The organism is Pyramidobacter sp. C12-8, from assembly GCF_002007215.1.
GTDB lineage: Bacteria > Synergistota > Synergistia > Synergistales > Dethiosulfovibrionaceae > Pyramidobacter.
This window is the reverse complement of the sequence record NZ_MUHX01000014.1, coordinates 41,563-61,605: the sequence shown is the minus strand read 5'-3', so window position 1 is coordinate 61,605 and position 20,043 is coordinate 41,563. Positions and strand designations below refer to the sequence as shown.

The following is a 20,043-nucleotide window of genomic DNA, read 5'->3' as shown; positions in this document are numbered from 1 at the left end:
CAAAAATCGCCGGCCCGCTGCGGAAAATCCTTCCCGCCGCGGGCCGGCCTTTTTTATAAACTCTGCTCGCTTCGGCCTTGTGGTGTTTCTCTTTCAACCGCCGATTGGGGAGGAAAATAAATTTCAGGGCTTCACAAATGAGAATTTTGTGGTACAATTCCTCGTGTACTCACGAAAGAGGGCCGCTAGCTCAGTTGGTCAGAGCACTCGGCTGATAACCGAGAGGTCAGAAGTTCAAATCTTCTGCGGCCCACCATGGTCGGTTCACCACGACGAAAGTCGTGGTTTTTTTTTGCTTTTTTTCGGCTGAAGCAGGATCTGTTACGGCCGTATGGGCGGCGTCGGCGAAATCCGCAGGGGGATCTTCACGCTGAATTTAAAAATAGGAGAAAATACCAATTTGTGGCGGAGCGCCCGGTTTCTTTTCGCAAAATGGCTTAAATTCTGTTATAGTTAACGCAGTGGGTCGTTCTGTCGTTTTTTCGGCGGGACGGCGAAAGGAGTTGATACCATGTTTTGCGGCGCGTTTGCCGTTGCTCATGGGCATCTTGAAATGGGGAGTTTGTTCGCGAAAGGCGGACGAACGTAAATGATGCGCGTCGATATGCATTTTCACAGTCTCTGTTCTGATGGGAGCGATTCTCCCGAAGCGCTGGCGCGCCTTGGCAAAAAACGCGGGCTGGCGGTGATGTCCCTGACCGATCACGATACGATGAAGGGCGTTCCCGCCTTCATGTCGATGTGCCGCAAATTGGGCATCAGAGCTGTTTCGGGAGTGGAGATCTCCGCGGAATATCCGCGGACACTGCATATCTTGGGCTATAATTATGATCCTCAGGACGAAGAGTTTCGTGCGGCGCTGGCAAAGATCCAGTATTATCGTGAGGAGCGCAACCGTCGGGTTCTTGCCAAGTTGAACGAACTGGGGATCCCCATAACGCTGAAGGACGTTCAGGATGAAGCGGGGAAGGGCGTTGTCGGCCGTCCGCATTTTGCCTATGCGCTGATCCGCAGGGGGATCGTCCGCGACGTGCCGACGGCCTTCTCGGAGTATTTGGGACGGGAAGGGAAGGCGTACGTTCACAAGGTCAGTTTGTCGCCTGAAGAAACGATCCGCGCGATCCATCGTGCGGGCGGCCTTTCCGTGCTGGCGCATCCGGTGCAGACGTGCCCGGATATCAAGGAACTGCCGGACATTCTGCGCTGGCTGAAATCGCTTGGGCTATGGGGGCTTGAATGTTACTCGGGGCACCACAGCAGGGAGCAGAGCGAGGCCTACAAAGCGCTGGCGGCGGCGAACGGCCTCGAGGTCACGGCGGGGTCCGATTATCATGGCAGAGGGCGCCCGGGATACCATTTCGGCGTGTCGGTTCCTGAAAATCTTTTGCCGTGGGCTCGATTGGGGTTGAGGATGTAGAGGGCGCCTGGATGAATATCGACACGGCGCGGCGTTTGCTCGAGCGCATGCTTTCTAGTGCCAAAGCCGGCGGAGCATTGGCGGCGGAATGTGTCTGGTGCGGTTATGGCAGTCGTTCGTTTTCGGTCTGCGATGAGGCGCTGGAAAAAAGTCATTCTTCGATTTCCGAGTGTCTTGGGCTGCGCATTCTGGACCGGGAGCATCGCCAGGGCGTAGCGAGCCTTTATGATATCGACGACCGCGCCGTCGCCGTGCTGTGCGAAAACGCTTTTCGCAATGCGCGGCATGGCGCCGCGGAGGACGACGTCGTCTTTGCGAGGACACAGCCGGCAGTTCCGGCGGTCGATCTGGGCATTGACGATCCTGGGTTGGTCGCGTGGGATCCTCGGGAACAGATCGAGCTCTGTCTGCAAATGAGTCGTCAGGCCCGAGCTCTCGACCGACGTGTGCGCACGGTGCGCGATGCCAGTGTTTTTATCGGCTGGGAAGAATCGTTGACGATCAACAGTTATGGCGTTTCCTGTCAAAGTCGTTCCACCGCCGGCGGGATCGGCGTCACAGTAATGGCGGAGGACGGCGAGGCCGTCGAGATTGGCGGAGCGAGTCTGGACGGACGTTCTCGGGCGGCGCTCTCTTCCCGGCTGCCGGTCGACGAGGCTGTCGCGCGCACGGTACGCCTGCTGCACGGTGAGCCTTTGCCGACGGGGCGCTATACGCTCATCCTCGAGCCGGAGGTTGTCGCTTCCTTTCTCGAGGGACTGGCAGTGCTGTTTTTCGCCTCGAATGTCTGCAAAGGGCTGACGCTTCTGGCTGACAAAATGGGGGAACAGGTGGCTTCGCCCGTCGTGACGCTTGTGGACGACGGACGGCTGTATGGCGGCATGGGAACGGCCGCCTGCGACGCCGAGTGCGTTGCCACGCAGCGGACGGTTTTGCTTGACCACGGCCGTCTTGTTTCCTGGCTGAGCAATTTGCAATACGGAAAACGTCTGGGAACGATTTCGACGGGGAACGGCAGCCGCGGGCTCTCCTCCGTGCCCGACGTCGACGTGAACAACCTGTTCGTCGTGCCCGGGAAGCGTTCGGCGGAGGAGCTTGCGGCGGCTTACGACGGCTGCTTCCGTGTCACTGAGTTGATGGGGCTGCATACGGTTGACTCGGTCAGCGGAGATTTTTCGCTGGCGGCGCGCGGGCTGTATCATAAGAACGGCGTTTCCCGCCCCGTCTCCGCGGTGACGATCGCCGGGAATCTGTGCGAATTCCTGAATAAAATTATTGAAGTCGGCGGCGATTTACGGTTCTATGACCGTTTCGGCGGCTGCACAATGGTGGTGGACGATATTGCGGTGGCTGGAAAATAAATGTTTGAACGTTGCGCTTGTCATTTTCCTTTGCCTTTGGGTCGTTTCGAGCGCCGGCGCAAGCACGTGGCAGTGGAGCGGTGCCGGAGTTTCCGGAAGCGTCGAGGTGAAGGAGTTTCATTCGCTCCGCATGGCTGCGGCGGACCAGATAGCGGCGGGGCTTGGATACCAGACCCGGCGGGAAAAAGAGGAACTGGTCGTGCAGGCTCCCGTCGGGCTGCGCTTCGTGCGCGGCGCGGCGGTCGTGTGGATCGGGTACAGCGTCGTCGCTCTGCCGGCACGGGCGCGTATGGAAGATGGGCACTGGTGGGTTGACACTGACACGGTGCTGAGCGTGTTCTCGCAATTTCTGAAGAGAAACGGGCGGAACGTGGCCTTGCAATGGTCAGGGGCGGGAAAGCGGCAAACGCCTCCGGTGGAGCGGGGATCGGGCGATCGGAAGAAAACGCCCGCCAACGACGCGCCACAGCGGGGACCGCTCCGGCGGGAACAGCAAAAGGCGCAGGATCTTCCCCGGCTGAAAGCGCTGAGGTGGGGCGGCGATCATGCCGACGTGCGGGCTGTTATCGATCTCGAGGGCTCTGCCGAACCTTCATATACCGTTCGGGATGAAACGCTGACCGTGGTGCTTGCGCCGATGAAGGCCTCGCAAAGGCGCGGCCTCAAATCCGCGCGTTCCGACATCGCCCTGTCGGTTAAGAACGATTCCACGGCGCGGCTGGATTTTTCTTTTCCCGGCAGAACGGTCAAAGTCTTCACGTTGAGCGATCCTTATCGCCTTGTCATGGATTTCAAGCTGGACGACACAACCTCGCGTCGAAACGAAAGCGGGGAGTTTTCCGCGAGGGACGGAAGCCAGAAGGATGATAAGAAGCTGGGCGCGAAAGGCGGAGAGGACAAATCTCGTGAAAAAAAGCCGCCTTCTCCGGCGCCGCGTTCCCGCAAGGGCAAGAAACTCGTCGTCATCGACGCGGGGCACGGCGGCAAGGATCCCGGCGCCATGGCGCACGGGTATCGGGAGAAGGATCTCGCCTTGCAGATTGCCAAGCGGGTGGCGAAAGAGCTGCGTTCGCGAGCGGTGACCGTGCGCATGACCCGGGAAGGGGATACGTATCCCACGCTGCGGGAACGCACGCAAATGGCGAACGACTGGAAGGCGGACGTGTTTATCAGCATCCATCTCAACGCCCTGCCCAAAGGGCGCCATTCCAAAGGCGTGGAAATCTATATCATGGCCCTGCCGACCGACAAAGACGCCATGACGCTGGCGAGAATCGAAAACGCCGAGATAGCCGAGGACAGTTCCGGCAAGAAGGGATCGTCGGACAAGAGAACTGAGATGCTGCTGTCGATCTTGGGCAACATGCAGCAGAATGCCAAGATCGACGAAAGCACCGATCTGGCCGAGGAGCTGTTCAAAGCGGGGCAGGAGAGCCGGCTGGACATGAAGCGAGTCGCTCAGGCGCCTTTCTGGGTGCTGCGCGGCGCGGTCATGCCGTCGGTGCTGATCGAGACGGGGTTCATCACCGAGCTGTCGGAAGCGAAGCGTTTGGCGCAGCCGGCGTATCAGCAGCGGATGGCGGAATCGATCGCATCAGGTATAATAAACTTCATCAACCGTTAATTCCCGAGAGTCCTTGGGAAAGAGATCCTATTTGAGGAGTGATCGACAGTGAACGATGAGATCTCGCGCCGGCCGCGAACGCCCGACCGTGAGGAATATTATCAGCCGCGGCGGCGCGCGCCGCTTTTCCTGCGCGTGCTGGCGCAGCTGAGCGTGATGGTGATCTTTCTGGCGGCAGGTTATTACGGGGCCGATCTGTTTTTGAAGATGCTTGATCGCAAGAACGTGCTCAAGCAGGAAAATGTCGTCTCCAACACGGAGGATCTGCAGCGTCTCCTGGCGGCCGAGGATTCGAACGACAGCGTCGTGGGGCCGCGCAAAGAGCTTGCGGTCTACCCGCTTGGACGCGACGGCATGGTGAAAGCCAGCTTGAAAGTCCTGTCCGAGGTGCAGGAAGACGAGATCATCCAAGCCGTGAACGCGATCTTCCGGGAATCTTCGGAAAGCTGGGCCAACGTCATGGAGGCAAAGCATGTCTATCGCGACGGCATCGCCGTTTATCTCGATCTGCCGCAGGGGTTCGCCGCCGGCCTGGGAAAGATGTCGGAAGAGCGCGCTTTGCTGATGCTGACGGGGATCGTGCGCACAGTCGTGGAGAATTTCCTGCCGGTCAAACAGGTCTATTTCCTTCAGGAAGGCCGCTGGGTGCAGAACGTCGGCTCGATTCGCCTTTCCGACCCCTGGGGATTGGAAAACGCGAACGGCTGAGTGAGAGATCAGCGCGCGGGAAACGCTCGTGCGCGCTGATCTTGTATTTTTTCAAAATTCTCGCGGGCAGAAAAAACTGCTTATCGTTTTATTTATGGAGGCGAAAAGAGATTCATACTTTGACGAGAGAACGGGCCGACGCACTTCGCCCCGTGACCATGGAACGGAACTGGAACATTTACTCCGAAGGGTCCTGCGTGATTTCCTGCGGGCGCACCAGAGTGCTCTGCACGGCCACGGTGGAGGACAAAGTGCCGCCCTTTTTACGCGGACAGGGCAAAGGCTGGGTGACGGCCGAATATTCGCTGCTGCCGCGTTCGACGGCGGTGCGCGTGCCGCGGGATGCCGCAAAAGGGCGAGTCAACGGACGCAGCCAGGAGATCCAGCGCCTCATCGGCCGTTCGCTGCGCGCCGCCGTGGATCTCGACGCGCTGGGCGAGCGCTGCATCACGCTCGACTGCGACGTGATCCAGGCGGACGGCGGCACGCGTACCGCTTCGATCACCGGCGCCTATGTGGCGCTGGTCGACGCGCTGCGCTGGCTGCGCGGGCAGGGGGCTTTCGAGAAACTGCCGCTCAAGTCGTCGGTGGCGGCCGTCAGCGTCGGAAAGGTGCGGGGACGGCTGCTGCTGGATCTGTGTTACGAGGAAGACAGCACCGCCGAGGTCGATTTCAACGTCGTCAAGAACGGACAGGGCGATTTTATCGAAGTGCAGGGAACGGGCGAAGGCGGCGTGTTTTCCCGCGAGGAGATGGCGGGGATGCTTGATCTGGCGTCGGCGGGAATCCACGAACTGACGGCGTTGCAGCGCCGCACGCTGCAATGGGACGACGCGGAGGTCCGTTAGATGATCGTGATGGACGGGGTTTCGCTTCAAAAGCTGGTGATCGCCAGCGGCAACCGGCACAAGTACGAAGAGTTTCGCGCTCTTCTGGCGCCGCTCGGGATCGAACTGATCTTCGGCGGCGATTGCGAACGCCCGTTGAGCGTGGAGGAGACCGGCGCCACTTTTCTGGAAAACGCGGCGCTGAAAGCCTGCGCTTGGGCAAAGCATACGGGGCTGCCCGCCATCAGCGACGACAGTGGCATCGAGGTGCGCGCGCTGAACTGGCAGCCGGGCATTTATTCTTCGCGCGTCGGCGGCGAAGACGACGAAGCCTGCCGCCAGTGGCTGATCGCCAACATGGCCGGCGAGTCGGACCGTTTCGCGCGTTACGCCGCGGCGCTCGTGCTGGCTTTTCCCGACGGAAGCGTTCATTGGCAGACGTTGGCCTACTGCAACGGCCGTGTGATTCAGGAGAAGCGCGGCGGGAACGGCTTCGGTTACGACCCGCTTTTCATTCCCGAAGGATATGACCTGACGTTCGGCGAGCTGCCGGCGGAGACGAAAGCGAAATTATCGCACCGGGCCAAGGCGTCGCAGGCTTTTATCGAGATGCTGCACCGCCTGAAAAGTTGAAAATCAGGCGCGCAGACATTCCTCTTGAGGTCGCCCCGTTGGCCGATTTCCCTCCGGCGGGACTTTGTGGTACAATCATTCGGAATTCATCGGGTAAGATGGATACGAACGATTCAGCAAAAATTTTCGGAGGTGCGCTCCAGTGAAAACTTTTCTTTCCATTGTCCAGATTCTTCTTTGCGTGGTGCTGATGGCCGTGGTTTTGCTTCAGCCGCGCAAACAAGGCCGCGGCGGTATCTTCGGCGGCGCCACGCTGGCCGATCCGACGGCCAATCAGTGGGCGCGTTTCTCCGGCCTGTCCAAGATCACCGTGATTGTCTGCGCCCTGTTCATGCTCAACTCGCTTGCTTTGATCATTCTCTGATACGAAAGAGGCCCGCGATCAATGTCAACTGCAAGCATCGAAACTCTGAAAGACGTTGCGTCGGTAGAAGTTTCCCCTGACCGTCTGCCCAGCGCGACGCACGAGGAAATCCTCAACGGTCTGACCACGGACATCTATTTCATCAGGACCCGCGATCTGCTTGACCATATGGGCCTTCTGAACACTCCCGTCGTGGCGGAGGTCTTCGCCCGCCGCAGCGGCATTTTCGCCGGCGTGGAGGAGACGGCCCGCCTTCTTCGCGGGAAAAACGTCCGCATCGACGCCGTTCCCGAGGGCACGCCCTTCAAGCCGAAAGATACGCTGATGCGCCTGACCGGGCCGTACGGCGCCTTTGGCATGTACGAGACCACGCTGCTGGGCATGTTGGCGTCTTCGACCGGCTGGGCGACGGCGGCCCGCGAATGCGTCGACGCCGCGGCCGGCAAACCCGTGCTCTGCTTCGGCGCGCGGCATGTCCATCCCGCCGTCGCGCCCGTGATGGAGCGTATCGCCGTGAAAGTCGGCGGCTGCGCCGGGGCGAGCTGCATCCTCGGTGCCAAACTGCTGGGGCAGAACCCCTCCGGCACTATCCCCCATGCCGCGATCCTGATGGCCGGCGACACACTCAAGCTGGCCAAAGTGTACGACGAGATCACGCCGGCCGGCGAAACGCGCGTCGTGCTCGTCGATACGTTCAAGGACGAGAGCGAAGAAGCGCTCCGCGTCGCCCAGGCGCTCGGGCCGCATCTGGGCGCCATCCGCCTCGACACGCCCAGCGAGCGCGGCGGCGTCGGCCCCGAATTGATCCGCGAAGTCCGTTACCGCCTCGACATGGCCGGGTTTAAACACGTCAAGATCGTCGCGACCGGCGGCCTGACGCCCGAGCGGATCCGCGTCCTTTCCGAGGCCGGAGCCGACACCTTCGGCGTGGGCAGCTACATCTGCCACGGCGCGCAGATCGACATGACGCTGGATCTCAAGGAAGTTGACGGAAAACCGGTGGCGAAACGCGGCAGATTGCCCGGACCACTGGACAATCCGCTGCTGGTGAGAGTATAATATCCAATTGTGAGAAACGCGCCTCCTCGTTCGAGCTTTGGTAGAGTTGTCACACACTTCCCTACGGCCTCTGATCGATGAAGTGACGGTTGCGCTCCAAACACTGGATCCCTTGGGTTCCCCAGAGCCCGGCGGTCCGATCTCATGCAGTATTTCAAAACAAGAACGTAAAAGGAGAGTGTTTCGAATGACCGGCAACCGGACATTCATGGCTCGCAAAGAGACCGTTCAGCGGAACTGGTTCCTGATCGACGCCACCGACGTCCCCGCGGGACGTCTGGCTTCGCGCGTCGCTCTGATCCTCACGGGCAAGAACAAGCCCATCTATACGCCTCACGTCGACACGGGCGACTTCGTCGTCATCATCAACGCCGACAAGGTCGGCCTGACCGGCAACAAACTGGAGACTTCCAAGGTCCATTCCTACAGCGGCTTTCCCGGCGGATTCAAGGAAATGACCTACGGCGAGGCGATGAAGCGCAGCTCCGTGCGCCTGCTTGAGCGTATCATCAAGGGAATGCTTCCCAAACACAATCATCTGAACTTCGGGCGCAAGCTGAAAGTCTACGCCGGCGCCAATCATCCTCACGCGGCTCAGAAGCCCGTGACGATCACTCTGTAAAGAAGGAGGAGATTCGATGGCTACTTCTTATTACTGGGGTACGGGTCGTCGCAAGAACGCGATCGCCCGCGTCCATATCGCCGCCGGCGAAGGCAAGTTCCTGGTCAACGGCCGCGAGACCGCTGAGTACTTCCCCCGCCACAACTGGCTGAGCGGGGCACTGTCTCCTCTGGTCGTGACGGGGCTCGAGGGCAAGGTCGACGTGTTCGTCAACGCCCAGGGCGGCGGCCTCACCGGCCAGTCCGGCGCGATCAGCCTCGGCCTGGCCCGCGCGCTTCTGAAGATGAATCCCGATCTTCGTCCCGTGCTGAAGAAGGCGGGACTTCTGACCCGCGACCCGCGCATGGTCGAACGCAAAAAGTTCGGTCAGAAGGGCGCCCGCGCGAAGTTCCAGTTCAGCAAGCGTTAATCCTTTTTCGACGGAAAGGCAGTTCGGCACGTTCGCGCCGGGCTGCTTTTTTTATTTGCCTCTTGACACGGAGCGCGTGAAGAGTATAATTTTCCCCATTCTTGATAAATTCCTCGATAGCTCAGTCGGCAGAGCGGGTGACTGTTAATCACTAGGTCGCAGGTTCAAGTCCTGCTCGAGGAGCCAGAAAAACGAAGGCCCTGACGCAAAAAAACGTCAGGGCCTTTTCGTATGCGGACCTTTCGGCGTGCGGAAATTTTTACAGTAGCGATTCCCAGTCGAGGGTGAGCGAGCCGTCTTCCCTGATCACGCAGGGAACGCCGACGAAGTGTTCTTGGCGCGCGTCGGCGAAGACTTCTTCCGTGTCGCGCAGTTTGAGAAACTCTTTCAGCGTTTTGATGTCGGCGTCGATGTCGCGGAAATCGACGCCGATGCCGCGCGCTTCGTACTCGCGCAGCGCGTCGACGGTGTCGGGACAGTTCATGGTGCCATAGACGGTGACTTTCATGGAAATTTCCTCCTTGGAATGAAATGGATGCGCTTGAACACAGAACGTCGATCTTATACTAATTCTTGATAGAAAGTATTAACATAGTTTTCAGGGTGCTGCGGAGGAGTTCAGTCGCTCAGGACTATTTCGACCGCTGCGCGGTCTGCGCAGCTCGCTTTGTGAATCTCCTCCGCAGCGCCTCTGTATTCGGCATTTTAATTGAGAAATAGTATTATTACCGGACTGGCGGGAAGAGTTCGAGCTGCTTCCGGGCGGATTGCCCGAGCGCTTTCTGAACAAGGCGCTTCAACCCGGCCGGCATGGGCAAGCCGGTCAGTTTGTCCGCGGAAACGGCATCGCACCCGGCCGGCGGCTGCGGCATGCGGCAGCTCCACAGATGAAGGCGCACCTGCCAGCGCGTGAACTTCAAAGTCTCTTCCAGCTCAAGGTCGAGACATGGGGCGGTAAGCCGCAGCTCGGCGGTCAGCCGGGAAAGGCAGCTTTCGGCGCTTTCGTCCGCCTCGCCGCGGAGCCATGGGATCTCGTAAAATCCGGACCACAAACCGCCGGCGGGGCGGCGGCGCACGGCGCAGCCATGGGGGACGAGGATCAGCAGCGCCGCGCCGCGGCGCCGCTCGACAACGTTCCGGCGCGTGCCGACGGGGCGCTGCGCCTGCGTGCCGGCCGCCTTGGCGGCGCACAGCCGTCCGACGGGGCACTGCGCGCATTTGCAAGTCGCCCCGGGCGTGCAGACGGTCGCGCCCAGTTCCATGAACGCTTGAGTCAGAATATGCGGCGAACCGAGTTTGAGAATGGCCGCGGCGTGGGCGGCGATCAGCGCCGTCCCCTTGGCCTTGGCGGGGTCTTCGCTCAGATCCAGCAGTCTCGAAAAAACGCGCCTGACGTTGCCGTCGACGGCCGGGACCGGCAAGTCGAAGGCGATGGAGCAGACGGCGCCGACGGTGTACGGTCCCAGACCGGGGAGCGAGCGCAGGAATTCCCGTTCGGCGGGCAGCGTCGTCAGGCCGGCGTCGCGGACGAGCTGCGCGGTTTTGCGGAGGCTGCGGGCGCGGCTGTAATAGCCGAGTCCCTGCCAACAGGCCAGGACGTCGTCTTCGCTTGCCGAAGCGAGCGACGTCAGCGTGGGGAAGCGCTCCATCCAGCGCGCGTAAAAGCTTTTCACCCGTTCCACCTGAGTCTGCTGGAGCATGGCTTCGGAGACGAGGATGCGGTAGGGATCGCGGTCGAGGCGCCAGGGCAGGTCGCGCTTGTGGGAATTATACCATGCGGTCAGCGCTTCGGCGGCTTCGAGGTGAAACTTTTCGGCGTTCATCGGCGGGGCGCATTCCGCAGGGCGCCCGCGGCGTCGTCCTGCGAAGAAAAAAGTTGGCGGGCGGTGAAATGGCGTTTGAGCACGTGAATGACCTCTGAATAGTTCCGGAATGAAAGCGAAGTACCGCTATTATACCAGCCTCCGCGTTTCGGAGAACGATGATTTGCGACAAAACGCGCCGACGCCGCCATTTTTTTGCCGCCGTGTAGTAGAATAGACGAGTTGGGAGGTGGACTGATGCATGAGTTCTCGCTGGTGAAGGCGGTCATCGATTCCGTCGAGTCTCTGGCGGAGGAGAACGGCTGGAAGAGGATAGAAAAAGTGACGCTGCGCATCGGCGCCATGCGTCAGGTCGTGCCGGAAGTCATGAAATTCGCCTTTGCGGCGGCGTCCCGGGATTCGCGGTTGCAGGGCGCGGAATTGGACATCGAGCCGGTTCCGATCCTCGTCAGCTGTCCGCGCTGCGGCCGCACGTGGGGCGAGGAGCGCATGAGCGTGCTGTGTCCTTTCTGCGGTTCGCCCGACGCGCAGATGGAGCAGGGCATGGAACTGAACATTGATTCGATCGAGGTGGAAGACGATGACGCGAAAAAAAATTGACGTACAGCAGGCCGTCATGGCGGCGGATCTTGGCTATGCGCAGAAAATCAGGGACCTTCTCGCGGAAAAGGGGATCCTGATGGTCAATCTGATCGGTTCGCCCGGCTCCGGCAAAACGATGCTGCTGGAGCGGACCCTGACCGGTCTCGATCTGAAGTGCGCGGTGATCGAAGGCGACGTGGCCACCGACCGCGACGCGCAGCGGATCAGGGCGACCGGCACGCCCAGCGTGCAGATCAACACGAACGGCGGCTGCCATCTGGAAGCGAACTGGGTGGCCGGCACGCTGGAACAGCTGCCGCTCGACGAACTCGACCTGATCTTCGTGGAGAACGTGGGCAACCTGGTCTGCCCCGCCGAGTTCGATATCGGCGAAGACTGCAAGGTGGCCGTCTCCAGCCTGCCCGAGGGTTCCGACAAGCCGCTCAAGTACCCGCTGCTTTTCTCCGAAGCGGCCGCCGTGGTGCTGACGAAAATCGATCTGAAACCGTACGTCGATTTCGACGAAACGCTTTACTGGGACGACGTCACGCGGCTCAACCCCAAGGCGCGCCGCCTGCGCCTGTCCAGCCTCAGCGGCGAAGGTTTGGAGTTCTGGATCAAGATGCTGTACGACTGGCGCGAGGCGAAGAAGGCTTGCCGAAGGCCGTGATCGGACGGCGGAGAGCGCATGAGGAAGACAGATGACTGATCCCGAAAAACTGCTGAAGGGGCTGAACGAGGCTCAGCGCGAAGCCGTGACCTTCACGGGGGCGCCGCAGCTCGTGCTGGCCGGGGCGGGAAGCGGCAAGACGCGCGTGCTGACGAGCAAGATCGCCTGGCTGATCGCCGCGCAGGACGTCAAACCGTGGCGCGTGCTGGCGGTGACCTTTACCAACAAGGCGGCGCGGGAAATGAGCGAACGCGTCGAGAAACTGCTGGGCGGTTCGCTGGGCGGCGCGCAGATCTGCACGTTTCACTCGTATGGGCTGAACCTGCTTTTCCGCAACCGCGAACTGCTGCGCGACCGGGGCTACAACCCCAGCTTCGTGATCTACGACCGTTCCGATTCCCTGACGGCCGTCAAACACGTCATGCAGGAACTGAACATCGACACCGAGAAATTCGCGCCCTCGTGGGCGCTGAACAGGATCTCGGAAATCAAATCTTCCGCCGACCCCGCTTCGGTGCAGTTTTCCGCCTACGACAACTTCATGGGCGACGTGTACGAAAAATACTCGCAGGCGCTCAGGGAGCAGGGCGCGTTCGATTTCGACGACCTGATCGCGGTGCCTCTGGCCCTGCTGAAAAGCGATCCCGAACTGCTCGAGCGCGAGCGGGAGCGCCTGCAGTGGGTGCTCGTCGACGAATATCAGGACGTCAACGGCTCGCAGTATCAGATGATGAGGCTGCTCGTCGGCGGTTCGAACAACCTGATGGTCGTGGGCGACCCCGACCAGTCCATCTACGGCTGGCGCGGCGCGAATTACGCCACGATCATGAACTTCGAGCGCGATTTCCCCAACGCCAAGGTGACGCTGCTGGAGCAGAACTACCGTTCCACCGCCATGATCCTCGACGCCTCGAACCGTCTGATCCGGCACAACAAAAACCGCCGCGAGAAAAACCTGCGCACGGACCGGGAAGAAGGCCAGAAAGTCAGCGTCTGGTATCTGCGCGACGAAAAGGCGGAGGCCGAAGCGCTGGCGCGCGAGATCGTCGGCCTCACCGCGGCGTATCATTACGGCGACATCGCCGTCCTCTACCGCATGAACGCCCTCAGCCGCGTGCTCGAACAGGCGCTGATTGAAGCCGGCATTCCGTACCGCATCGTGCGCGGCACCAGCTTCTACGACCGCAAGGAAGTCCGCGACGTCGTCGCGTTCATGCGCCTGGCCGTCAACCCGTGGGATCTCGTGGCCCTGAACCGCGTCGGCAACCTGCCGGCCCGCGCCCTCGGGCCGAAGAGCCTCGAGAAGCTGAGCGCCTGGATGCGGGAAAACGCCAAAGGCGCGGCGGAAGACGTGTGGGGGACCGTGAAAGTGAAAAAAGGTGGCCTGACCGGCAAGGCCGCCGAGGGCGTCGCGCAGCTGGCCGGCCACATGCTGACGCTGCTGGAGCGCCAGCACAGCCTGCCGCTGGCGCTCGATTGGATCCTGAACGGCGTTGGTTACGAGAATCTGCTGATGAAAGCCGAGCCCGCCGATTGGGAAGAGCGCGTGGAAAACGTGCGCGAACTGCTCTCCATCGCGCCGGAAGGAGAAAATCTCGCCGAGGTGCTGGACCAGGTCTCGCTCTACACCGACATGGACACGCAGAACGAAGCGCGCGACGCCGTCAACCTGTCGTCGCTTCACGCCGCCAAGGGGCTCGAATTCCCCGTCGTCTTCATGACCGGCATGGAGGAGGGGATCTTTCCCCACAGCCGCAGTTCCGACAGCCAGGAAGAACTGGAAGAGGAACGCCGTCTCTGCTACGTCGGCATGACGCGCGCCGAGGAAAGGCTCTACATGAGCGGCGCGCGTCAGCGCCGTCTGTTCGGGGCCGTGCTGCGGGAGGGCTTCTCGCGCTTCCTGGCGGAACTGCCCGACGAGTGTACGGAAGTCTTCGAGCAGAAGGAGGAACCCGAACGTTATGGCTACGGTCGTTATCGCCCTTACCGGCGAGCCGGGCGCTGGTAAGTCCACGGCGGCGCAGTGGTTCCGCGCCCGCGGCGCCGCGCTGCTGGACGCCGACGGGATCGTCCGCGGGCTCTGGGACGGCGGCGAACTGCCCCAAAAGGCGCGCGCCCGCTGGGGAGGATCGGTGTTCGGCGCCGACGGGAAGATCGACAGAAAAGCGGTCTCGGCGCGGGTCTTTGCCGACGAGGAGGAATACCGCTGGCTCTGCCGCGCCACCCACCCCGTCGTTTTGTCCAGGATGGAGGCGGCTCTGCCGGAAGAAGGCGTCGTCGTGGCCGAGATCCCCATGCTGTTCGAGGCGGGACGTCCCGACTGGGTGGACAAAGTGCTGTTCATGGCCGCCGCCCCGCGGCTCCGCGCGGAGCGCAACCGCTCCCGCGGGCTCGACGAGACCGAACTGGCGCGGCGGGAACGGTTCTTTATGGACCGCGAGCGGCGCATGGCGCTGTCCGACTGGGTGCTCTGCAACGACGGTTCCGTGGAGAATCTGGAGGCGCAATTGGAAAAAATCTGGCGGGAAATCCAAGCTCTGCGATCCCGCCGCGAAGCGCAAACTGACTGTTGAAAAGGTGAATCCGCATCATGAATCGATTCTTTGCCGAAGCCGGACGGGAATTTATTTCCCTGCTGCCGGCCGTGCCCGCGATCCTGTGGGCCATTTCGTTCCACGAGTTTTGCCATGGCTGGGTCGCGCTGCGCTGCGGCGATCCTACGGCGAAAGACGCCGGGCGCTTGACCCTGAACCCCATGGCGCATTTCGACCTGTGGGGAGCTCTGTGCATGTTTCTGTTCCACTTTGGCTGGGCGCGTCCCGTGCCGATCGACCCCTACAATTTCAGACGCCCGCGCCGCGACCTGTTCCTCGTCTCCGTCGCGGGAGTCGCGGGCAACATCCTCACCGCCGTCGCCGCCGGACTGGCGATCCGCGGGCTGATCCGTTTTTCCCCCGCGGCGCTTTTCGGCAATTACGGCCTGCAGCAGGTGCTGATCGCTTTCGTGACGATCAACCTGAACTTCGCCGTGTTCAATCTGATCCCGGTGCCGCCGCTCGACGGTTCCAAACTGCTGGCCCTCGTCCTGCCGCGGACGGCCCGTCCCGCGTTCGAGTGGCTCGATCGTTACAGCCTGCCGGTGCTGCTGGCCCTGATCTACCTCGGCGTCGTCGGGCGCCTTATGTCCCCGGCCGTCCGCTGGGGGCTGCGTCTGATCCTGGGCTAGACGCAAGGCGGCGTGCTGCGGAAGGATCGGAGGCTGATGATGGAAATTCTCGCTCGCTCGGCAGGGACCGCCGCGCTTTTCGCCGTCGGCTGCGCGGGGGCCCGCGGCGCAAAAAAGATGGGCTGGCCTGCCGCGGCCATGCTCGGTTCGCTGTTCCTGCTGGGGCTTCTCAACCTGTCGGGGCTCCGGCTGCCCTTTTATCAGGCGCCGGTGTCCTTCGTTTCCAAGGTCTTGAGCGGCGTCATCCTCGGACAGCGGATCGACCGCCATATGGCGAACGCGGTCGGGAAGATGCTTTTTCCCGTCTCGCTGGCGTCGTGTTGGATGGTCATGGCTTCCGTTGCGACCGGCGTGCTGCTGTTCGCCTTCGCCGGCGGCAGACTTTCGCTGATGACCTGTCTGGCTTCCTCGGCGGCCGGCGGCATCGCGGAAATGTCGATCTTCGCCATGTCCGCCGGCGCCGACGTGGGCATCGTGGCTTTCTTTCAGTCCGTGCGAATCATCGTGCTTTACGTGACGCTGCCGTTTTCCACGGCCTGGCTGGCGCGCCGCGCGTCCGGCGCCGTCCTGCCGAAAGCGCCGGCGGCGGGCGCGGCAACGAGAGCCTCCTTTTCGCCCGGCGAGATTGCCCGCTTCGCGGCCGTCACTGGCGCGCTGGCGCTGCTTTTCGAGGCGGCGCATTTTCCGTCGGCGTACATGATCGGGGCTATGTGCGGAGCCGGCGCCATGAATCTTCGCTCGGGGAAGGTGATGACCCTCCCGCCGTGGCTGCGCAGTGCCGCTCAGATCTGTCTGAGCATGACCATCAGCGTGGGCCTGTCGCCGAGCACGATTCACCTGGCGAGGGAACTCTTCTTCCCGCTGGCGTTTTCCGTGGCGCTGATTCAGGCCCTTTCCTTCCTGCTCGCCTGGATCATGCACCGCCTCACCCGCTGGGACGCGATGACCTCCGTGCTTGCCACCTGTCCCGGCGGCCTCAGCCAAGTGGTGTTCTTTGCGGAGGATCTGCGCGCCGACCCGTTGATCGTCGGCGTCTTCCACGCCGTGCGCATGATCTCCATCGTCGTCTGCGTGCCTCTGATCGCGCGGCTCTTTGCCTGATACTATTTCTCAATCAAAAGGCCGGACGTAAGGGCGCGGCGAGGGAGTTCAGTCGCTCGGAACTCCCTCGCCGCGCCCAGTAAATTATGATAATGCGTTTTATCAAGAAAGAGTATGAGTCGTGTACGAAAAAAAATGACCTGCGCCGAAGCGACGGCGGAGGTCATTTTTTATCTGCGTTCATGCTGGATTTTTCATTTCATCCTGATTTTCGATGACGTCTTTTCGGTGAAAACCGGTATCAGAGAATCTCCACGACGGTGACCTCGAAGTTCAGTTCCTTGCCGGCCAGGGAATGGTTGGCGTCGAGCGTGACGGAACCGTCGTCTTTGACCGCGGCGACGGTGACAGGGCAGCGTCCCATCTGAAGCTGATCGCCGACGTGCGGCGTGTAGCCTTTGGGCATGCGGTTCGCTTCGACGGTGACGAGCATGTCGTCGCGGCGCCGGCCGTACGCTTCTTCGGGGGCGAGCTTGAGGTTTTTCGTTTCGCCGACGGCCATGCCCTCGACGCCCTTGTCGAAGCCGGCGATCATCTGGCCGGCGCCGACGGTGAACTCCAGCGGCGGACGCTTATTGAGCACGGAAGAATCGAAAACGGAACCGTCGTTCAACGTTCCTGTGTAGTGCACGCGGATCTTGTCGCCTTTTCTTACGGTCTGAGACATGACTCATTCTCCCTTTTCTATTTTTTCGATGATTTCCATCAGTTCTTCCCAGCGGCTCGTCGCGGCCTCGAGTTCCGCGCCGGCGTCCGCAAGGTCTTTCATGAGGGCCTGGACTCTGACGGAATCCAACAGCACTTCCGGCCGGCAGAGCTCTCGTTCGTCCTCCTTTTTGCGCTTTTCCAGGCCGTCGATGCGCTCTTCCAGCGCGGCGAGTTCGTCCGCGTAAACTTTTTTACGGCGGTAGATTTCGTTGCGCCGCTGCGCTTCTTCGCGCTTTTGGTCGCGTTCGCCGCCGCGGCGTTTCACATCGGGGCCGGCGTGAGGAGCATCTTGCGCGAGCGACGCCTGGCGCTGCTCGATGAAACGGCTGTAGTTGCCGGCGTAGTCGTACAGGGCTCCGTCGCGCAGTTCCCAAACGCGCTGCGCGAGCTGGTTCAGGAAATAGCGGTCGTGCGAGACGATCAGCAGCGTGCCGTCGTAGGCGAGCAGAGCCTGCTGAAAAAGCTCCCGCGTGATCATGTCGAGGTGGTTGGTCGGTTCGTCGAGGATCAGGAAGTTCGACGGGTTCATGAGGATCTTGACGAGGGAAAGGCGCGACTTCTCGCCGCCGGAAAGCACGTTGACGGGCTTGTGAATGTCGTCGCCGCTGAACAGGAACGAGCCGAGCAGAGCGCGTTTTTCCGCCTCGGACATATCCATGTTGAGCGGATAAATTTCCTGCCAGACGGTGCGGTCGTAGTTCAGATTTTCGGCGCTCTCCTGCGAGAAAAACGCGGGCAGCACGTGGTAGCCGGTTTCGCAGCTTCCGGAAGTGGGGCGCTCTTTGCCTGAAATGAGGCGCGAAAGCGTGGATTTGCCGGCGCCGTTCGCGCCGACGAGGGCGATTTTCTGCCCTCGTTCGACGGTCGCGTTGAGGCGCTCAAAGACGCGGCGCGTTCCGTAGGCCATGCCGAGATCGGTCAGCGTCAGGACGATATGCCCGCTGGGCGGGCAGGGCGGAAATTTCAGCGTCACGCGACGGGCCGCCGTCTCCGTCCGGATGATCTGGATCTTTTCAAGCGTCTTGACGCGGCTTTGCACCTGCGCGGCCTTTGTGGCTTTGTAGCGGAAGCGTTCGATGAATTCTTTCGTTCTGGCGATCTCCTCTTTTTGGCGGGCGGCGGCCTGCTCGAGCTGGGCTTTCCGCTCTTCCGAGGCGCGCAGATAATCGGAGAAGTTGCCCTTGTAAACGCGGATCCTGCCGGAATGGAGCTCGGCGATGCTTTTCATGACCTTGTCCATAAAGACGCGGTCATGGGAAATGGCCACGAGCGTGCCGCGATAGTTGGAAAGCCAGTTTTCCAGCCATTCCATGCTTTCCGTGTCGAGGTGGTTGGTCGGTTCGTCGAGGAGCAGGATGTCGGGGCGCGACAACAGCAGCCCGGCCAGCGTGACGCGCATCTTCCAGCCGCCTGAGAACTCGCCGCAGGGCCTGGCGTCGTCGCCATCATGAAACCCCAGCCCGTGCAGCGCCTTGCGCGACAGCGCTTCAAAAGAATAGCCGCCGAGGTTTTCATAGGCGGCGGCCGCTTCATCGTGGAGCTTCATCAGACGGACATGTTCGCTTTCAGGCGCGGCGGCGAGCTCTTCGGAACATCGTTTGAGCCGTTTCTCCGCCGCCGTAATGCCGGTACGGTCTTTGAGGTACTGCATCAGCGTGACGTCGGGAAGCTCCGCCAGATCCTGGGGCAGGTAACCGACTGTTGCGGAAAGAGGGGAGACGGCGATGCCGCCGCTGTCGGCGGTCACTTGCCCGACCATGGCGCGCAGCAGCGTGGTTTTGCCGACGCCGTTGGGGCCGACGAGTCCCGTCCGGCTTCCGGTGTCGATCTGCCAGTTCAGGCCATCGAAAATTTTCCGGCCTCCGGCAAAGGTCAGATTGAGGTCTCTGATCTGTATCATGGCGACGGACGCCCGTCTTTTCCCGTGGATTTCAGGATGAGCCGGCGGCGGATTTCATCGGCGCGGAGTTCAAGCTGCTTTTCCATATCCTGTTTCAGGGCCTCGAGCGCGCGCCGGTGATCGTCGTTGAGCTGTTCGATCTGATAGTGGGCGCGGTTGAGTTCGTGCGCTTTGTCTTCGAGAACGTTTTTCAGGGCTTCCATCTGCGACTGATACTGCTGTCCCGTTTGCAGCTGGATCAGCGACAGCTTGCGCTCGTACTCGCGCTGCTGGTCGGCAAAGCGGCGCTCCAGTTCGGAAGCGGCCGCTTCGCGACGGGCCAGATCGTTCTGCAGCTTTTCCAGCTGCTGTTTCTGTTCGCGTTTGCTGCGCGCCAGTTCCTCCAGCGCCGCATTTTTTTCGTGCTCGGCGATGCTGCCCAGGGACTGGGTCCTGGCGACGGTTTCGGCGGCGCTGCGGGCGCGGTCTTCCGCGATCTGAACGCTTTCGTGCAGAGCCACTTTCTCCTGCTCGTACTTCAGAGTCAGCGCGTCGACTTCCGTTTTGTGTTTGCGGACGGCTCTGACCGCTTCGGTATTCAGCTCTTCGATGCGAGCGCGAAGGTGAGCGGCTTCTTCTTTCGCGGTCCGCAGCTGGCTTTCGGCTTCTTCGATGCGGCGGGCGTCGACGCGGTAAATGGAAACCTGCTCCTTGAGCTGCTTTATTTCGAGCTTCAGCGAGGCTTCGCTGCGGCGCGCTTCGGAAAGCTCCATCTGAGCGTCCATAAGATTTTTTCGGAGCGTTTCCAGTTCGTTCTCCCTTTCGTCGAGCCGCTTGCGGAGCACAATCGTTTCGCGGGCGTTCTGCTCTTTTTCGTTGAGCAGAAGGTCTTTCTGGCGTTCGGCGGTTCGAAATATCTGCTTGCCGAACGTTTCGATCTGCGCGAGAGCCCGGCGGAACGCTTCTTCGTCAGGGATGGGATCGACGGCGCTTGTGTCAATTTGTTCCTGCATACGGCTGGCCTTCCTGT

22 protein-coding genes and 2 tRNA genes are annotated in these 20,043 nt (G+C 61.2%); 18 read left to right on the top strand and 6 right to left on the bottom strand.

Annotated features, from left to right (window positions below; translation table 11 throughout):
* Window positions 1-179: 179 nt before the first annotated feature.
* Window positions 180-256, top strand: a tRNA-Ile gene (locus B0D78_RS06945).
* Between the two features lie 120 nt (window positions 257-376).
* Here the strand turns inward: B0D78_RS06945 and B0D78_RS13225 are convergent.
* Complete coding sequence (locus B0D78_RS13225; protein WP_205948271.1) at window positions 377-610, bottom strand: hypothetical protein; 234 nt, start codon at window positions 608-610, stop codon at window positions 377-379.
* On the opposite strand from B0D78_RS13225, the gene B0D78_RS06940 reads away from it, so the two are divergent.
* The 11 genes from B0D78_RS06940 (at window position 590) to B0D78_RS06890 (ending at window position 9,210) form a co-directional block, all read left to right on the top strand.
* The gene (locus tag B0D78_RS06940) at window positions 590-1,417 is read left to right on the top strand and encodes a PHP domain-containing protein (RefSeq protein ID WP_078016253.1); all 828 of its coding nucleotides are present in this window, start codon (window positions 590-592) and stop codon (window positions 1,415-1,417) included. The genes B0D78_RS13225 and B0D78_RS06940 overlap by 21 nt on opposite strands.
* Window positions 1,418-1,428: 11 nt before the next feature.
* Complete coding sequence (locus tag B0D78_RS06935) at window positions 1,429-2,778, top strand: TldD/PmbA family protein (protein WP_078016252.1); 1,350 nt, start codon at window positions 1,429-1,431, stop codon at window positions 2,776-2,778.
* A gap of 4 nt (window positions 2,779-2,782) precedes the next feature.
* Window positions 2,783-4,402 (top strand): N-acetylmuramoyl-L-alanine amidase family protein, encoded by a 1,620-nt coding sequence (locus B0D78_RS06930; RefSeq protein WP_168170043.1) that lies wholly within the window; start codon window positions 2,783-2,785, stop codon window positions 4,400-4,402.
* Between the two features lie 48 nt (window positions 4,403-4,450).
* Window positions 4,451-5,110: a hypothetical protein gene (locus tag B0D78_RS06925; protein WP_078016250.1), complete on the top strand. Its 660-nt coding sequence runs from the start codon at window positions 4,451-4,453 to the stop codon at window positions 5,108-5,110.
* Between the two features lie 110 nt (window positions 5,111-5,220).
* Window positions 5,221-5,958, top strand: coding sequence for a ribonuclease PH (gene rph / locus B0D78_RS06920; RefSeq protein ID WP_078016254.1), 738 nt, complete (start codon window positions 5,221-5,223; stop codon window positions 5,956-5,958).
* Entirely contained in the window at window positions 5,959-6,570 is a 612-nt protein-coding gene (gene rdgB / locus B0D78_RS06915; RefSeq protein WP_078016249.1) for an RdgB/HAM1 family non-canonical purine NTP pyrophosphatase, read from the top strand.
* A 142-nt stretch (window positions 6,571-6,712) separates the two neighbouring features.
* Window positions 6,713-6,934 carry a preprotein translocase subunit SecG gene (secG, locus tag B0D78_RS06910; protein ID WP_078016248.1) on the top strand — a complete coding sequence of 74 codons (222 nt, stop codon included), beginning with the start codon at window positions 6,713-6,715 and terminating at the stop codon, window positions 6,932-6,934.
* A 21-nt stretch (window positions 6,935-6,955) separates the two neighbouring features.
* Entirely contained in the window at window positions 6,956-7,993 is a 1,038-nt protein-coding gene (locus B0D78_RS06905) for a nicotinate phosphoribosyltransferase (protein WP_078016247.1), read from the top strand.
* Between the two features lie 187 nt (window positions 7,994-8,180).
* Entirely contained in the window at window positions 8,181-8,615 is a 435-nt protein-coding gene (rplM, locus tag B0D78_RS06900) for a 50S ribosomal protein L13 (RefSeq protein WP_078016246.1), read from the top strand.
* A gap of 16 nt (window positions 8,616-8,631) precedes the next feature.
* Window positions 8,632-9,024, top strand: coding sequence for a 30S ribosomal protein S9 (gene rpsI / locus B0D78_RS06895; RefSeq protein ID WP_009166148.1), 393 nt, complete (start codon window positions 8,632-8,634; stop codon window positions 9,022-9,024).
* 110 nt (window positions 9,025-9,134) lie between these two features.
* Window positions 9,135-9,210: transfer RNA gene (locus B0D78_RS06890), tRNA-Asn, on the top strand.
* A 73-nt stretch (window positions 9,211-9,283) separates the two neighbouring features.
* On the opposite strand, the gene B0D78_RS06885 is transcribed toward B0D78_RS06890, so the two are convergent.
* Window positions 9,284-9,532 carry a hypothetical protein gene (locus B0D78_RS06885; protein WP_078016245.1) on the bottom strand — a complete coding sequence of 83 codons (249 nt, stop codon included), beginning with the start codon at window positions 9,530-9,532 and terminating at the stop codon, window positions 9,284-9,286.
* A gap of 217 nt (window positions 9,533-9,749) precedes the next feature.
* A complete protein-coding gene (locus B0D78_RS06880; RefSeq protein WP_078016244.1) occupies window positions 9,750-10,847 on the bottom strand; it encodes an A/G-specific adenine glycosylase in 1,098 nt (365 codons plus the stop codon).
* A 237-nt stretch (window positions 10,848-11,084) separates the two neighbouring features.
* On the opposite strand from B0D78_RS06880, the gene hypA reads away from it, so the two are divergent.
* Genes hypA through B0D78_RS06850 form a run of 6 tightly spaced genes read left to right on the top strand, consistent with a single transcriptional unit; the run spans window position 11,085 to window position 16,426 of the window.
* Window positions 11,085-11,447 (top strand): hydrogenase maturation nickel metallochaperone HypA, encoded by a 363-nt coding sequence (gene hypA, locus B0D78_RS06875; protein WP_078016243.1) that lies wholly within the window; start codon window positions 11,085-11,087, stop codon window positions 11,445-11,447.
* Window positions 11,428-12,099 (top strand): hydrogenase nickel incorporation protein HypB, encoded by a 672-nt coding sequence (gene hypB, locus B0D78_RS06870; protein WP_168170042.1) that lies wholly within the window; start codon window positions 11,428-11,430, stop codon window positions 12,097-12,099. The genes hypA and hypB overlap by 20 nt, the downstream gene beginning before the upstream one ends.
* Window positions 12,100-12,130: 31 nt before the next feature.
* Window positions 12,131-14,107, top strand: coding sequence for an ATP-dependent helicase (locus tag B0D78_RS06865; RefSeq protein ID WP_078016241.1), 1,977 nt, complete (start codon window positions 12,131-12,133; stop codon window positions 14,105-14,107).
* Complete coding sequence (gene coaE, locus B0D78_RS06860) at window positions 14,061-14,672, top strand: dephospho-CoA kinase (protein ID WP_078016240.1); 612 nt, start codon at window positions 14,061-14,063, stop codon at window positions 14,670-14,672. The genes B0D78_RS06865 and coaE overlap by 47 nt, the downstream gene beginning before the upstream one ends.
* Before the next feature lie 17 nt (window positions 14,673-14,689).
* Complete coding sequence (locus tag B0D78_RS06855; protein ID WP_078016239.1) at window positions 14,690-15,325, top strand: site-2 protease family protein; 636 nt, start codon at window positions 14,690-14,692, stop codon at window positions 15,323-15,325.
* A 39-nt stretch (window positions 15,326-15,364) separates the two neighbouring features.
* A complete protein-coding gene (locus B0D78_RS06850; RefSeq protein ID WP_158606300.1) occupies window positions 15,365-16,426 on the top strand; it encodes an AbrB family transcriptional regulator in 1,062 nt (353 codons plus the stop codon).
* A 241-nt stretch (window positions 16,427-16,667) separates the two neighbouring features.
* Here B0D78_RS06850 and B0D78_RS06845 read toward each other — a convergent pair whose 3' ends face one another.
* The 3 genes from B0D78_RS06845 to B0D78_RS06835 are packed head-to-tail and all read right to left on the bottom strand — an operon-like array spanning window position 16,668 to window position 20,026.
* Window positions 16,668-17,093 carry an FKBP-type peptidyl-prolyl cis-trans isomerase gene (locus B0D78_RS06845; protein ID WP_078016237.1) on the bottom strand — a complete coding sequence of 142 codons (426 nt, stop codon included), beginning with the start codon at window positions 17,091-17,093 and terminating at the stop codon, window positions 16,668-16,670.
* A 3-nt stretch (window positions 17,094-17,096) separates the two neighbouring features.
* On the bottom strand, window positions 17,097-19,034 hold the full coding sequence (locus B0D78_RS06840) for an ABC-F family ATP-binding cassette domain-containing protein (RefSeq protein WP_078016236.1): 1,938 nt from the start codon (window positions 19,032-19,034) through the stop codon (window positions 17,097-17,099).
* The gene (locus B0D78_RS06835; RefSeq protein WP_078016235.1) at window positions 19,031-20,026 is read right to left on the bottom strand and encodes a hypothetical protein; all 996 of its coding nucleotides are present in this window, start codon (window positions 20,024-20,026) and stop codon (window positions 19,031-19,033) included. Before B0D78_RS06835 ends, B0D78_RS06840 begins: the two co-directional genes overlap by 4 nt.
* Between the last annotated feature and the right edge of the window lie 17 nt (window positions 20,027-20,043).